Genomic DNA, 13,742 nt, shown 5'->3' with positions numbered 1-13,742 from the left:
GAGGACCTACCCTAAAAGTACTCATTTTGGCAGAACAGGACAACATAATCCTGGTACAACAGGAGTTATCGGCGGAATTTAACATTCGACTGATTCCCAGCTATGCAAGTTGGATGGCGGAGCTGGCGGCGGCCATTAACCGGCTTATACAAACGGATTTTACGGGACTGGTGAACATCCTGTACCGGCTGGATGTGAGCGAAGCCCGTTTGAAGCAGGTCCTGGCGGAGCAGCCAGGTACCAATGCGGGGGAACTGATTGCCACCCTGATGGTGGAACGCCATCTGGAGAAGATAAGGACGCGGGCCTTCTTCAGGAAGCAGGATGATATTCCCGATGACGAAAAATGGTGAATAATTTCTTAAGTTCGCCCAATGAACGTGATTGAGGTTAGCAACACTCGTACAGCACGCCAATTCATTGATTTTCCTAAAAAGCTTTATAAAGACGATCCAAACTGGATCAGTCCACTGGACAATGATGTGGAGGCTGTTTTTGATCCTTTGCACAATGTTTTTTTCGAACATGGCATTTGTACGCGCTGGTTATTGACCAGTGATAGTGGCGAGATCATTGGCCGTATTGCTGCTTTCATCAACTATGAGAAGGCCAACAAGCATCCCCAACCTACCGGCGGCATAGGCTTCTTTGATTGTATCAATGATAAAAAGGCAGCTTATTTACTGTTCGATACTGCCAGGGAGTGGCTGCAAGCTCATGACATGCAGGCAATGGAAGGCCCCATTAACTTTGGGGAGAACGATAAGTTCTGGGGGTTGCTGGTAGATGGCTTCAAGCCACCCAGCCTGGGTATGAACTACAATCCACCGTATTACCAGGAATTCTTTGAATCATACGGATTTGAAAAGTCATACGATCAGCTTACGAACTTCCTGGACATTACTGTTCCTTTTACAGAGCGGTTTACCAAGATAGCCGACTGGGTGATGAAGAAGCCCGGGTATTCATTCCGTTATTTCGATAAAAAGGACTTTGTTAAGTATGCCGAAGATTTCCGGGAGATCTACAATGACGCCTGGAGCACTTTCGACAACTTTACGCCTATAGAGATGGGTGTTATCAAGGAGTCATTTCGCCAGATGAAGGCGATCATGGACGAAAGGATCATATGGTTTGCTTACTATAAAGACGAGCCTATCGGTTTCGTATTGTGCCTGCCAGATATCAACCAGGTGCTGAAGCATGTAAATGGAAAATTAAACCTCTGGGGTAAGTTAAAGTTCTTATGGTACAAAAAGACCACCACCATCGACCGGCTGCGTATTATTATCATGGGTTGTAAAAAGAAATACCAGAACCACGGCATCGAGTCTGCGCTTGTGCGTACCCTACAACTGGAAGTGGTGCCGCGTGGAACGGTGAAGGGTGTAGAGCTGGCCTGGGTGGGTGATTTCAATGACAAAATGTTGGCCATACATGCTGCTACCGGCGCCAAGCTGGATAAGCTGCACAGGACTTACATGAAAGTATTCTGATTACATCCTCTCTTTAAAAATATCTTCCGTGGCGTTTTCGTGTGCGTTAACGAGGCGTCAGCAATTGATCTATGCGCACCATAGAGTAACCAGTTTTTTTAAGGTATTGGACCAGCTCTTCCAGGCGGTTGTACAACTTGTCGGTGCGTTGAGCGCCGGTGCCAATGTGCAGCAGGAGAATAAAGCCGTTGAAGGCGGAGGGGGACTGCTGTCCATAGGAGTAAATGGACTGTAATATGCTATCGGAGCTACGATAGTTTTTCAGGTCGGGCGTTGTGTAATCGGCATGACTAATGGTGCCTGGTGTATAATTAATCAGTTGAATGCCTTGTTGCTTTGTCCATGAAACGATGGAGTCGTTGTACCATTCATAAGGAGGAAGAAAGAAAGGCGCGTCTGTGGCAGCGATGCCAAAGGCGTTCATAACGGTATAGTTGTTGCGAAGATCGGTCTCGAATTGCTGCCGGGTTACCAATAAACTGTCACGCCGTTTCCAATCGCAATATAACAGGTGCTGGTCGCTATGTGCGCCAAGATAATGACCATCCTGCTTAAGCTGCCTGATGGTGGCTGCGAAGGTTGGCTCCCGGTAAAAGCGACCGGTGAAGAAGAATGAGGCTTTAATGCCTTCCTGTTGCAGGGTGCGGGCAATAGTGCTGCCGCCATCACCAAACTCATCACCTGTAAAAACAAGCGCCAGCTGTTTGCTGGTTGTGTCTCCACGGGTAATAGCCCGGTTTTGCGGATTGGCATTGCGCAAAATCGGCGTAAGCTGCGCCGAAGTCTTATTGGGAACGGAGTAGCCTTTCGGCTTTACTTTTTTTTTACCGGATTTGTTGCTTCCGGCAGGAGCGGAGGCCCGATTCTGTTCTTTGGCAGCCAGCAGGTAGATAAGAGAAGCTGTTCCATCCATGGTAGGCTCATTGGTGCTGTAATCGCCGTAATCGTCGTGGTACACTACCAGGTTACTTTGAAAGGCTGCATATTCATCCGGCTGATAGAGTGTGATGCCGATGAGGTTCTTATAAATGTTTCCATATACAGGACCATCTACCAGCCCGCCGTCTATGGGGTATTGCTTCAGGTGAGTAAAGGCCGAGTGAGGATCTGCAGGTGTATCGCCTTTTGCAGGAAGTCCATATACCATGCTGGTGCCCCAGGGGTTGCAGCCGAAGAGCCAGTCGAAATTAGCTTGTTCAAGGTCAAGATATTTTTCATCGCCGGTGAGCGTTCGGTACCAATAACACTGAATGGCAAAAGAAGTAGTGAGGTTGTTGCTGCACCAGATGAAGGGAACGCCCCGGTAAAAGGCATTGCCTTTCGCCTTCTGCCACACCCTTTCGATGCCTTGTTGATAATACTCAATGATCTCCCGTTTGGCTCTTCCTTCCAATTGTTGGGCCAGTTCATAATGGCCCAGGTTGATGAAAGGATACCATTGATAATGTCGTGCCGTATCTCCGCCCAGCCAGGGAGTGATCTTTTCCACCCTGGCATATTGAGTAGCATCTTTCAGAATAGCAGGGTCAGGCGTCCCACTACTGATCCGCTGCATATTGCTAAGGCTGGCTGCAGCCAATTCCATATCATCTGTCCAGTTATCTTCTTCATAGAAGTAAGGTGAGCGGCCCGGAGCCGTTTGACATACCCCTGGCTTTTGAAGGCCAAGCCGGTAGGCCGACTGTGCCCGTTGAAGCAAGGTGGCTTTGTAGGCTGCATCTTCCTGCGTAATGGTTTGAAATCCCAAGGCAAAAGCACTGGCAAATTTGCCGGCTGTAGAAGCTACGCCAGTAGCGCGGTTCTTATATTTCAATAAGCCTTGTGGCTGACCGGTAGCAAAATAAACCGGCCGTTCATAGCCTTTGCCGTAAAAACTATCTTCTTTGGGAATGCGCATGCCGGCATGGTCACGATCGTCGCCCAGCTGGTTGAACATCCAGTCTTCGCGGGGATGCATCTTCAACAACCAATCCAATCCCCATTTGGCTTCATCCAATACATCGGCTCGGTTGTTTTTCCCAACCAATCCATTGGCCTGGTGTTCATCGCCAAATACTTCAGGGAAATCGCGATAAGCTGCCAGCAGATGCCAGGTGGCGTTGGCAGAAGTGGTAACGTATTGCAGGTAGTCTGATGCGTCGTGCCAGCTGCCTGATACATCGATGTGCGTACTATCGGGCATGGGGCCATACATCGTATAGCCATCATGCGTGTGACAGGAGTCTTTCAAAAACGGGTTGAAGCCGCTGCGTTGCTGACGCATATAGCGCAGACAAAAATCAGCTGCCCCTTTGTATACATCTTCTCCAATGTTGAAGTCAGGTGAAACGGCATCCCCTGCCTTTATGAAATAACGGCCCGGCTTTTTGAGGCGGGAGAAGTTGATACGATAGGTCTGTTCAAAAGGCCCATAGCTACCCATGGAAGGGCCAGTATTTCCTTTCAGCACCGTAACGCCCGTTGAAGCTTCTATTACATAAAAGGAGGCAATGATCTGATCGCGCTTGCCACACCAGATGGCCGTCTTATGTCCATCGGGCAGGTAACCCAGCAGGTTGATGCGTATCCACGCATCCGTTTCGCGGGGTGATGGTGAAAAAGCTGTAAGCCCGCTGCTGATGACCAGCAGCAAGACGATACAAAAGGTTTTCAGGCAAGGCTTATGCATGAGGTTGGTGCTTTATTGGTCCTGGTAATTGAGCCGGAACTTTGTCAGATCGGGCTGGTACTTCCGTGGGCGCGACAACTCGTACTGGTAAATGATGTTACCCGTTTCCTTAAAGAAGGGGTAGCCTATCTGTTCGTATTCGTACTTGTTATCGTTCAATATGCCATCGCTGTTCACATAGATTACGCCACTGAGCATGAACTCCACTTTGTGCTCGAAGTCTACAATATAAGTTACATCTGTCAGGAACCCATATGACCAGCCGGTTTTATTAAAAGCCCGGATATAGGAAGGTATATGTCCGCGGCCTGCTTTAAAGAAAAAGAACTTGGTATAGCTCTCGAAAAACTCTGTGGTATCGTATTTGGGATACTTGCTTTCGTAAGGCAGCTTCGACATATAGCGATACAGGAATGTATAATCGTCCTCCGTTAATTTGAACCGCTGCCGTGGTTTTACGGATTCAGGGAAAAGTACCGATTGGGCAATCTGCTGAAGATCCTCCAGTGGTGCATTGTTGTGCGTGGTAAAATCCATGGGCGCATTGATCAAACTATCATCACGGTTGAGGTGACCTTTGCCAACCAATATTTTCTTGCTGAAGTCGAATGGTATAGTACTATTAGCTGGCGGCTGCTCATAAAGGAGTTGTCCATCCTGTACAAATCGTATGGCATTGGTGTGGCGGTTCTGGTCTTCATTCATGGTTACGAAGCGCCGGGTGATGCGGGTGTCTTTGTATCCTTTCTGCCATAGCTTTTCATTGAGTGTTTGCTGCCCCACAAATTCATAAAGGCGGTTGTAGGCATCATTATCGCTGACCAGGAATATCTTCCGGATGTATTGTGCTACAGATGGCAGACCATTGGCGGCTGAGGAATCTTTCCATACTTTGGTTTGCCGCTCATAGCTGCTGTCGGTGAGCATGGGGGTGTATTTATTGACGCCTGATTTATTCAGTTCGTTCAGCTTTTCCAATGCGCTGAAGGCTACCGGCATTTTTACCATGGAGGCCGGGTTGAAATAACGGTTCTTGTCAACGTTGAGGTAGTAGTGTTTGAATTGCGGGCGGTTGTTTTTATCGCGGTTGATCTGTGTATAGATCAGTTGGTACTGGAAACTGTCGGGCTTGTTCAATACATTCAGCAGGAGTGGAGAGGCTTGTTTGCGGAGCAATTGATCCAGCCAGGGATCGGTTTTTTGCTGGCTCACAGCAAGAAAGCAGAGCAATAAGCAGTAGCTGGTTGCAAGAAAACGTTTCATGAGAGTAAGATACGAAACGCTGGTGTTTTTATTTTTTGTATCTTTAGATAAATGTCAGGCACACGGAAACATATACACAGTTTGTACTGCAGGCAGCCATTGCTTGAGGCGCAAACTTATTGTGCCTGCCTGCTCTTCAATTTCGGGAAGAATTCTAATTACTATCCAACCTGTAAGGACTTTCATACTTAGTCCCCGGCCTCATCATACTACCCAGGCTGGGGTTACACGCAATTTTATTTACTGAGTATTCTACTTCTCACGTAGTGGGAGCATTAACACTATTGGCAAATAGGGAAAGACAAACCTGTTGTGGGTTCGGTCGGGGGCCTTCTTTTGCCAATTCAAAAACAGATCATGGCAAATCAACGAAAGTCAAACATGATCAATGAGCAGTTGGTATTGCCACTGGCATTGATCAACGGCATTGTCATCAGGAACGGCTACCTGGTAAATAGCAAATGGTGGTGGATGTTGTTCATCACCTTGCCATTGTTACTATGGCCGGTTGCTCATCATTTCATTACAATCAAAATAACAAATCATGCAAAAGATAAATAACCAGCTTGTGCTAAGGCTGGATGATTATAAACTATTGACGGCTTACTTCAATAACTGGCAAGGCAATACTGTAGTAGAAAAAAAGAGTACACAAGTATTGCAGGAAGAACTGAAGCGTGCACGGCTGGTAGAGAAAGAAGATTCCTTGTTGCGGCACCGTTTGGAGGTGCCTTGATTGACTTTCAAAAGGGCTAGCAGGTACCTGTGGGAAGAGGGTGTTTACGATATTGGAGGTGAAGAAATAAGTGGAATGATAAGGTCTCAAAGAAGGGTGGTTAATACCATCCTTCTTTAATCCAATTTCGACTAACTATGGATATATTCTATATGGCGAAGGATAATTAGTTATCATTGAAATTAGGAAAAATATTACATTTATTGACTGCCTAAGAAGCGGAAAAACATGCAAGTGTTAGATGAATGCTCTTGGCTATTTAGGAAAATTGGTTTGTTCTTAACCATAACTAGCTTATTTTATATGGAGAAGTTATCAATAGTATTAGCTGTCATTGGCTTTGCTGTGTTTGTTTTCACCTTATGGAATCATTTATTGATAAAAAAATACCTGCGAAGATTTAGAGGCGATTATATACATTCAAATCCCTTAGCTGATGAAAAGTATTTTGACCTAAAGTCTCGGCAAGAGTATATCGTTTCAATATCGGCGGTAGTTTTTGCATTATTTACGTTTTTAGGTTATACATCCTTGACTGAAATAAAAAAGGATATGGAAACACGATTCATAAGTGAACAGAAAAAGCTCGACTCTTTAAATGAAGAAGCAATTAATAAATATTTGGGATTGGAATTACGAGGTAATAGTTACAAGGATTCTGTTGTCAATGCACTGAAACTAGTATCGAAATTAAAAGATAAAATTAAAAGTATACTTAATAAAGATGTAATTAAGCAGGATATCTATATCGTTGATCCGCTAGTAATGGGGAGCCTGCCTAAGGATAAGGATGATTTTCGGACTGTTAGTTTTAAAGATTTAGAAACAATATCTGGAGAAAAACTTCCTCTGTTTACTACCCCTCCAAGTATAGTATGCTTTTCAACAACTTACTCATGGTTGCTCGTTACAGATGTTACAGCTAAATCTTTTAAGATTAGGCCAGATTATTTTACTAGTGCTACGGACCTAGAAAAAAATGGAGATCATGTTAAATTTAGTATATGGATTTCACAAAAATCAAAAGACTTTAGTAGTGATTTCAGCAATGATTTTAGGTAAGCCGCCAAAAAATGTATGAATGCAACAGATTAGAGTAGTATAATAGCTACAATAAAAAAAGCTCCATTCTCACTACATCAATATACCAAGTTGAACTTGGGCGTTCGTGAGCTATAGAGCAGTGTAAAGGTAGATCGGAAGTTGATTTCTACCAATTCTTCATTTCTGTATCAAGTACGCAATCGTAAAAGTAAATAAGAAAAAGAGCAAGCAGTTCTCATCTCCCTCCTTAAAATCGCTTCACAAAATGATGTGAGCCTAAAACAAATCCTTTGCTTAAGTACAGACGGTGGGCTGTACTGCGGTGATAGCCCGAATCGAGATGAACGGTAGCCATACCAGCGTCTTTGGCCAGTTGAAATATATAATCCAGCAATTGACTACCATAACCATGACCACGGTGATCGGACAATGTGCCCAGGTCATCGATATAGATCATCTTGCCGGTATGCAGCATATGCATATTGCGGAAGCCGGCAAACGACACAGCTTTGTTGCCTTCTCCTGCTTTAACAGATACATATAACAGCTGGTACCCATCCTGCATCATTTCCTTTACCTGCTCCAGGTATTGTTGTGGGCTGGTGAGGTGCGGACGTAATTCCTTTACCACTTCCCAGCAATCCAATATTTCCTGGTCACTTTGTGCAAAGCGTATTTCCATGGCTAAAAACTTTATTGGTTGTATGTTTTGATGATACAAACTTATAATTCCTTTGGACTACCTTTATAGTCCAGATTAAACAAGACTGGTAGTCCAGTATGTTGCCATTCCAATCCCTCATCAGCATCGATAAAAACAGCACCACCCCGGTATACCAACAAATAGCCAACCGGCTGGTAAGTCTCATCCGGGAAGGTATTATCAGGCCCGGCAGTGCTTTGCCTGGAAGTCGCGATATGGCAGAGTTACTACAGCTTCATCGTAAAACAGTTGTCGCCGCTTATGAAGAGTTGAATGCACAGGATTGGATCGAGAGCGTTCCTCGTAAAGGAGTATTTGTGGCCCAAAACCTGCCGGAAGTAAAGCCCCGAAAGCTTACGGAGGGAGTGAGTGTGCCGGCATACGCGGGCAATACCGGTTTTAGTTTCAACAGGCAGTTTGTTGTTCCTGCCCCTTCTTCGGGTGTGCAGAAACAACGGTTGTCGATCAATGATGGTTTGCCCGACTTGCGGCTGGCACCTATGGAAGCGTTGATGCGGGAATACAGGAGCCTCACCAAAAACAAGACCATACATGCTATGATCGAACGGTCGGATCCTGCTGGTGTATACTCCCTGCGGGAAGCGATGGTGCCTTATCTGTCGGCTACGAGGGGATTGAGTATACAGACAGGGAATGTGATGATAACAAGAGGTGCTCAAATGGCCATTTACCTCGCGGCACGCCTGCTCATACAGCCGGGTGACTATGTGGCGGTGGGTGATCCTAATTATCATCTTGCCAACATCGTTTTTGAAGAAGCAGGGGCAAAGCTGATACGGATTCCTGTCGATGAGCAGGGAATGGATATTGATGCATTGGCCACAGCCTGTAAGAAAAAGAAAATACGAATGGTATATGTGATCCCGCATCACCACCATCCTACTACAGCTACGCTCAGTGCCGACCGCAGGATGCAACTGCTGCAACTGGTACGGCAATACAAACTGGCTGTGATAGAAGACGATTACGATTTCAGCTTTCATTACGATTCTGCACCCATCCTGCCCCTGGCCAGCACCCACCACGATGGATGCGTGATTTACATAGGGTCTGTCACTAAAGTTTTGACGCCTTCCCTGCGCATCGGTTTTATGGTTGCACCGGAGAATTTTATTAAACAAGCTGCCAATCTGCGACGGCTGGTTGACCTGCGTGGCGACAACCTGATGGAAACAGCGATAGCCACCCTCATCAGGAATGGCGATATCGGTCGGCATACCAAAAAGAGTAATAAGATCTACCACCAGCGACGGGATATGTTTTGTTCACTGCTCGATGAACACCTGCCCGGAATTGTCAATTATCAAAAACCAGCCGGTGGCATGGCCATCTGGACCTGTTTTCATCCCAAATACCCACTGCCTGCCGTGGCAGCCCGCGCCCTGGAATTGGGCTTGTTCATGAACAATGGCGCCGCCTATGTTACCGGCAAAGCCAACTACAATGCCCTGCGCATGGGATTCGCCTCCCTTAACGAAAAGGAAATGCAGGAAGTGGTGGGCGTCCTGGCGAGGGCAGTCAAAAAGTAGCTGTTATTTTGGCAGAGATGCGGTCGGGAAAAAATCCGGGTAATTTTATATCCTCTTTGCCGTTATAATCCTGTAGGAAAACTCTAATTTGTATCCCTATATTTTAACCCCAGCATCATGAGATCGTTATTATGGGCTTTGTTGATCATCAGCCTTTTGCCCGCAACCCTGTCATTTGCCCAAAGCAATAAACCCCGCGTGGAAAAAGAGCCCGCCTGGGTCACCGTTCATACACCTGACTATAACGATACAAAACTCGACCAGGAAGCAGAAGGCGGTTATGTCGATCTGATCCTGGATAAACAGGTATCTGTTGGAACTCTGTCTACCTATTACAAACGCGCCTACCGGATTATTTCAGAATCGGGCGTTCAAAATGCTTCGGAAGTAAGTGTTGGTTTTGATCCTTCCTATAGCCAACTCATCTTTCATTCCATCAACATTATTCGCAGCGGTGAAAAGATCAATAAACTACAACTGTCAAAGATCAAGACGATACAACAGGAAAGTGAGCTAAACAGGTATTTGTACAATGGGGCCCTCTCCTCTGTTCTCTTTCTCGAAGATGTACGAAAAGGAGATATCGTAGAGTATAGTTATACTGTCAAAGGTTCCAATCCTGTGTTCAAGGGGAAGTATACAGATATGCTCACTACCAGTTTCGGTGTGCCAATGTATTATTTGTATTACCGGATCATCTTACCCAAAGGGCGTGACATCACCATTAAGAACAGTCTTACCGATATAAAATACACGAAAGCGGAAACAGCAAAGGAAACAACATACGATTGGAAACAGGAAAAAATACCAGCCCTGCACCTGCAGGATCGTATTCCTGGTTGGTATGATCCCTATGCCATGGTGATGGTGAGCGAATACAAAGACTGGAAAGAAGTAAACGATTGGGCGCTCCAGCTTTTCCCGTTCAGTAATAAACTTTCGCCTGCACTGCAAAAAAAGGTAGAAGAGATCAAGAAGGCCGATACATCGGTAGAAAAAAGAATATTGGCAGCACTGCGTTTTGTGCAGGATGATGTTCGCTACCTGGGCATAGAAATGGGTGAAGGATCTCACAAGCCACACCATCCCGATAAAGTATTTACGCAACGGTTTGGCGATTGCAAGGATAAGAGCTACCTGCTTTGCACCATGTTGCAGGCATTGGGCGTAGAAGCAAAGCCTGTGCTGATTAGTTCTACCTACAGAAAGACGATCAACGACTGGTTGCCGGCACCCACAGTGTTCGATCATACCACCGTTTGTGTGCGGTATGAAGGCCGCGCTTATTGGTTCGATCCTACCATTTCTTACCAGCGGGGTAAACTAAAAGATATTTCTTATCCTGATTATCAGTATGGTCTTATCATTGAAGACAGCACCCGGGCCCTGACAGCCATAGCGCCACAAAACAATAAAGGCTTGATCGATATCAAAGAAGAGTTTAGCATACCTGATATGTTTGGCGCAGCAAGGCTGGTAGTAAGAACGACGTACAGTGGGGCATTTGCTGACGATATCCGGGACGATTTCAACAGCAGCAGTATGTTTGAAATGCGCAAGACCTTTCAAACCTTTTATACAGGGTATTTTGAGAAGATCAACATCGATAGTCTCACTTATACGGATGATGACCAAACCGGTAAATTCACTACCTGGGAATATTATACCATCAAAGACTTTTGGGAAAAGGAAGGGTCGCAAAAGAAGTGCTGGTTTTCGCCTTTCGTTATCAGCGGCGTATTGAAAAAACCGAAAGATGCTAACCGTACCATGCCATTCTATATTACACATCCGGCTAAATACCATGAAGAAGTGATCGTGAACCTGCCCGAAGACTGGAACTTCTCGGATATGATGGAGGAGATGAAATGTCCGGCTTTCACCATGCGTGCACATGCAGCGTACGCAGGCAGAAAGCTGAAATTGAAATATGAGTTCGAAAGCCTGAAAGATCATGTGCTGCCCACAGAGGCAACATCATTTTTTAAAGAGTATAAGACCTTTGAGGAAAATGTAAGCTATATGCTTAGTAAAGGTGATGGAGAGGAAGTGATTAAAGAAGCCCCGAAGAAAAAAGAAAAAGAAGGGGTCAATACCGGGTTCATCATAATAGCCGTATTGCTCATCAGCGGTGGCATCTTATGGTGGACACAAAGACGTTGACCTATGCAGGCCAACGTCTTCAGTTACGAATAGCTGCTACAGAACCAGAATAAGGATAAGTATGATGATCAGGATGCCGGTCAATGAGATATAAACACCGCCACGGCCAATAGCTTTAGCTTCTTTATTCAGATCTCTTAATTCACGGCGAAGATCCCTGCGCTCAGCCCTGCTCAGTGTTGATCTGTCCATATCCCGTATTACTTCAACACGGCTCTTGATCTCTTCAACCCGTGCTTTCTTTTCTTCCTCCGACATGCGGGCAATCTTTTCTTTATCAAAGCCATTGGAGGTGCTGGTTGCATGAAGGGTGCTGGTAGTGATCAATAATGCTATTGATAACAAAAGAACTCTGTATCTCATGGTGGTAGTTTTAAAACTTTCTTAGCAAATCAATAGCCTGCTCACCCATTCATGAAATACCATACGTACAATATTCCTGAGTATCATGAGATTGCTTCAAAGCCCCCTGTTGACAACGGTTGTATTATGTAGCGTTATTTCTACAAAGCATTTAGTGGGAGCCAATTGCTTTCGATAGGCCTTATTTTTTGGCATCATTTTTACACCTTATTAATATCTACTTATGCTGTGGTGAAAGTAAAGGATCTGATTACAGGCCTTTACTTTCACCTTTTTTAGTTCGCCAATGTCAAATAATAAGTAATTTCATTGGCGATAACAATGAACCAGGAACGACTAACCGATGCTTTACTGCGTGTGCGCCATTATTATGATAGTGGCGTAACCAGGTCATTCAGGTTCAGGAAAGAACAGCTGCAACACCTGAAACGTGCATTGTACAAGTATGAACAGGCTATACATGAGGCCCTGTATACCGATCTTAAAAAGAATCCCGAGGAAAGTTGGGTCACGGAAACGGGCTTTGTATTAAGCGAGATTAACGTAGCCCTGAAAGGTTTGCGCAACTGGATGGAGCCGGAGCGCGTGAGCACCAACCTGGTAAACCTGCCTTCCTCCAGCTACATCATGCGTGAGCCACTGGGCATAGTATTGATCATGGCGCCGTGGAACTATCCATTCCAGTTATTGTTTGCGCCGTTGGTTGGAGCGATAGCCGCCGGCAATTGCATCGTGCTTAAAGCAAGCGAGTTTGCGCCTGCTACAGCGGTTGTCATGAAACAATTGATAGAAGAAACATTTCCCAAAGAATATATCCTGTATACAGAAGGCGATGGCGCAGAAGTGGTTCCCTCCATGATGCAATCGTTCCGTTTTGACCATATCTTTTATACCGGCAGCACCAATACCGGCAGAATCATTTACCGGATGGCTGCAGAGCAGCTGATACCTGTGACACTCGAGCTGGGTGGCAAAAGCCCCTGTATAGTAGAAAGCGATGCCAACATTAAGGTAGCCGCCCGTCGCATTGCCGTGACAAAATTCTCTAATGCGGGGCAAATGTGTGTGGCGCCGGATTATGTACTGGTGCATACATCTGTATTCGATGCGTTCATGGAAACGATGAAATATACCATACAGCAGTTCTTCTCCGAAAACCCGGCAGAGAACTATAGTTATGGAAAGATCATCAACCGCAAACAGTTTGATAGATTAACCTGGTTGCTTAAGAGTGGACATATAGCCTACGGTGGACAGCAGGATGCAGATAAGCTGTACATAGAACCCACCTTATTGGTGCAGGTAACAGGCGATGCGCCCATCATGCAGGAGGAAATATTCGGGCCTATATTACCCGTCATTCCGTTTGAAACCCGGGAAGAAGCCAAAGCAATCGTAAGCCGTCACCCTGATCCCCTCGCTTTTTACGTATATACAGCCAACAATAGAATACAACAAGCCTGGATAGAACAAATACCCGCAGGCGGTGTTTGTATCAACAACAGCAGCTGGCATTTTACCAACCACCACCTGCCATTTGGGGGGCGCGGCGCCAGCGGAACGGGGGCTTACCATGGCCGCAATAGCTTTGAAGTTTTTAGCCATCGCAAAGCGGTGATGAAAACGCCAACCTGGTTCGATCCGGCAGTTAAATACCCACCCTACAAGGGAAAGTTGAAACTCTTTAAGTGGATTATCCGATAAATGATGGTCCAAAAGAAAAGATACAGGTGGGTTAAAAGAAGCTTGATCGTCT

At 45.6% G+C, this 13,742-nt stretch carries 12 protein-coding genes; 8 read left to right on the top strand and 4 right to left on the bottom strand.

The window, feature by feature from the left end:
- The first annotated feature begins 26 nt into the window (after positions 1-26).
- Both AC5JBY_RS03215 and AC5JBY_RS03210 read left to right on the top strand, forming a co-directional pair.
- Positions 27-353, top strand: coding sequence for a hypothetical protein (locus tag AC5JBY_RS03215; protein WP_495903108.1), 327 nt, complete (start codon positions 27-29; stop codon positions 351-353).
- A 21-nt stretch (positions 354-374) separates the two neighbouring features.
- Positions 375-1,496 (top strand): GNAT family N-acetyltransferase, encoded by a 1,122-nt coding sequence (locus AC5JBY_RS03210; protein ID WP_495903107.1) that lies wholly within the window; start codon positions 375-377, stop codon positions 1,494-1,496.
- Positions 1,497-1,542: 46 nt separating this feature from the next.
- Here the strand turns inward: AC5JBY_RS03210 and AC5JBY_RS03205 are convergent, their stop codons facing one another.
- Together AC5JBY_RS03205 and AC5JBY_RS03200 are read right to left on the bottom strand one after the other, a co-directional pair.
- Entirely contained in the window at positions 1,543-4,164 is a 2,622-nt protein-coding gene (locus tag AC5JBY_RS03205) for a bifunctional glycoside hydrolase family 9 protein/polysaccharide deacetylase (protein ID WP_495903106.1), read from the bottom strand.
- A 12-nt stretch (positions 4,165-4,176) separates the two neighbouring features.
- On the bottom strand, positions 4,177-5,427 hold the full coding sequence (locus AC5JBY_RS03200; RefSeq protein WP_495903105.1) for a serine hydrolase: 1,251 nt from the start codon (positions 5,425-5,427) through the stop codon (positions 4,177-4,179).
- Between the two features lie 357 nt (positions 5,428-5,784).
- Between AC5JBY_RS03200 and AC5JBY_RS03195 the strand changes: the two genes are divergently transcribed.
- The 3 genes from AC5JBY_RS03195 (at position 5,785) to AC5JBY_RS03185 (ending at position 7,225) form a co-directional block, all read left to right on the top strand.
- Complete coding sequence (locus AC5JBY_RS03195; RefSeq protein ID WP_495903104.1) at positions 5,785-5,988, top strand: hypothetical protein; 204 nt, start codon at positions 5,785-5,787, stop codon at positions 5,986-5,988.
- The gene (locus AC5JBY_RS03190; RefSeq protein WP_495903103.1) at positions 5,972-6,163 is read left to right on the top strand and encodes a hypothetical protein; all 192 of its coding nucleotides are present in this window, start codon (positions 5,972-5,974) and stop codon (positions 6,161-6,163) included. Before AC5JBY_RS03195 ends, AC5JBY_RS03190 begins: the two co-directional genes overlap by 17 nt.
- 303 nt (positions 6,164-6,466) lie before the next feature.
- On the top strand, positions 6,467-7,225 hold the full coding sequence (locus AC5JBY_RS03185; protein WP_495903102.1) for a hypothetical protein: 759 nt from the start codon (positions 6,467-6,469) through the stop codon (positions 7,223-7,225).
- Positions 7,226-7,454: 229 nt separating this feature from the next.
- Here the strand turns inward: AC5JBY_RS03185 and AC5JBY_RS03180 are convergent, their stop codons facing one another.
- Complete coding sequence (locus AC5JBY_RS03180) at positions 7,455-7,889, bottom strand: GNAT family N-acetyltransferase (protein ID WP_495903101.1); 435 nt, start codon at positions 7,887-7,889, stop codon at positions 7,455-7,457.
- Between the two features lie 98 nt (positions 7,890-7,987).
- On the opposite strand from AC5JBY_RS03180, the gene pdxR reads away from it, so the two are divergent.
- Together pdxR and AC5JBY_RS03170 are read left to right on the top strand one after the other, a co-directional pair.
- The gene (gene pdxR / locus AC5JBY_RS03175) at positions 7,988-9,460 is read left to right on the top strand and encodes a MocR-like pyridoxine biosynthesis transcription factor PdxR (RefSeq protein WP_495903100.1); all 1,473 of its coding nucleotides are present in this window, start codon (positions 7,988-7,990) and stop codon (positions 9,458-9,460) included.
- A gap of 117 nt (positions 9,461-9,577) precedes the next feature.
- The gene (locus AC5JBY_RS03170; RefSeq protein ID WP_495903099.1) at positions 9,578-11,623 is read left to right on the top strand and encodes a DUF3857 domain-containing transglutaminase family protein; all 2,046 of its coding nucleotides are present in this window, start codon (positions 9,578-9,580) and stop codon (positions 11,621-11,623) included.
- A gap of 36 nt (positions 11,624-11,659) precedes the next feature.
- Here AC5JBY_RS03170 and AC5JBY_RS03165 read toward each other — a convergent pair whose 3' ends face one another.
- A complete protein-coding gene (locus AC5JBY_RS03165; protein ID WP_495903098.1) occupies positions 11,660-11,986 on the bottom strand; it encodes a hypothetical protein in 327 nt (108 codons plus the stop codon).
- 321 nt (positions 11,987-12,307) lie between these two features.
- Between AC5JBY_RS03165 and AC5JBY_RS03160 the strand changes: the two genes are divergently transcribed.
- Positions 12,308-13,690 (top strand): aldehyde dehydrogenase, encoded by a 1,383-nt coding sequence (locus AC5JBY_RS03160; RefSeq protein ID WP_495903097.1) that lies wholly within the window; start codon positions 12,308-12,310, stop codon positions 13,688-13,690.
- The last annotated feature ends 52 nt before the right edge of the window (positions 13,691-13,742 follow it).

The organism is Paraflavitalea sp. (assembly GCF_059502485.1).
The sequence above is the reverse complement of the archived record's forward strand: the minus strand, read 5'-3'. Positions and strand labels throughout refer to the sequence as shown.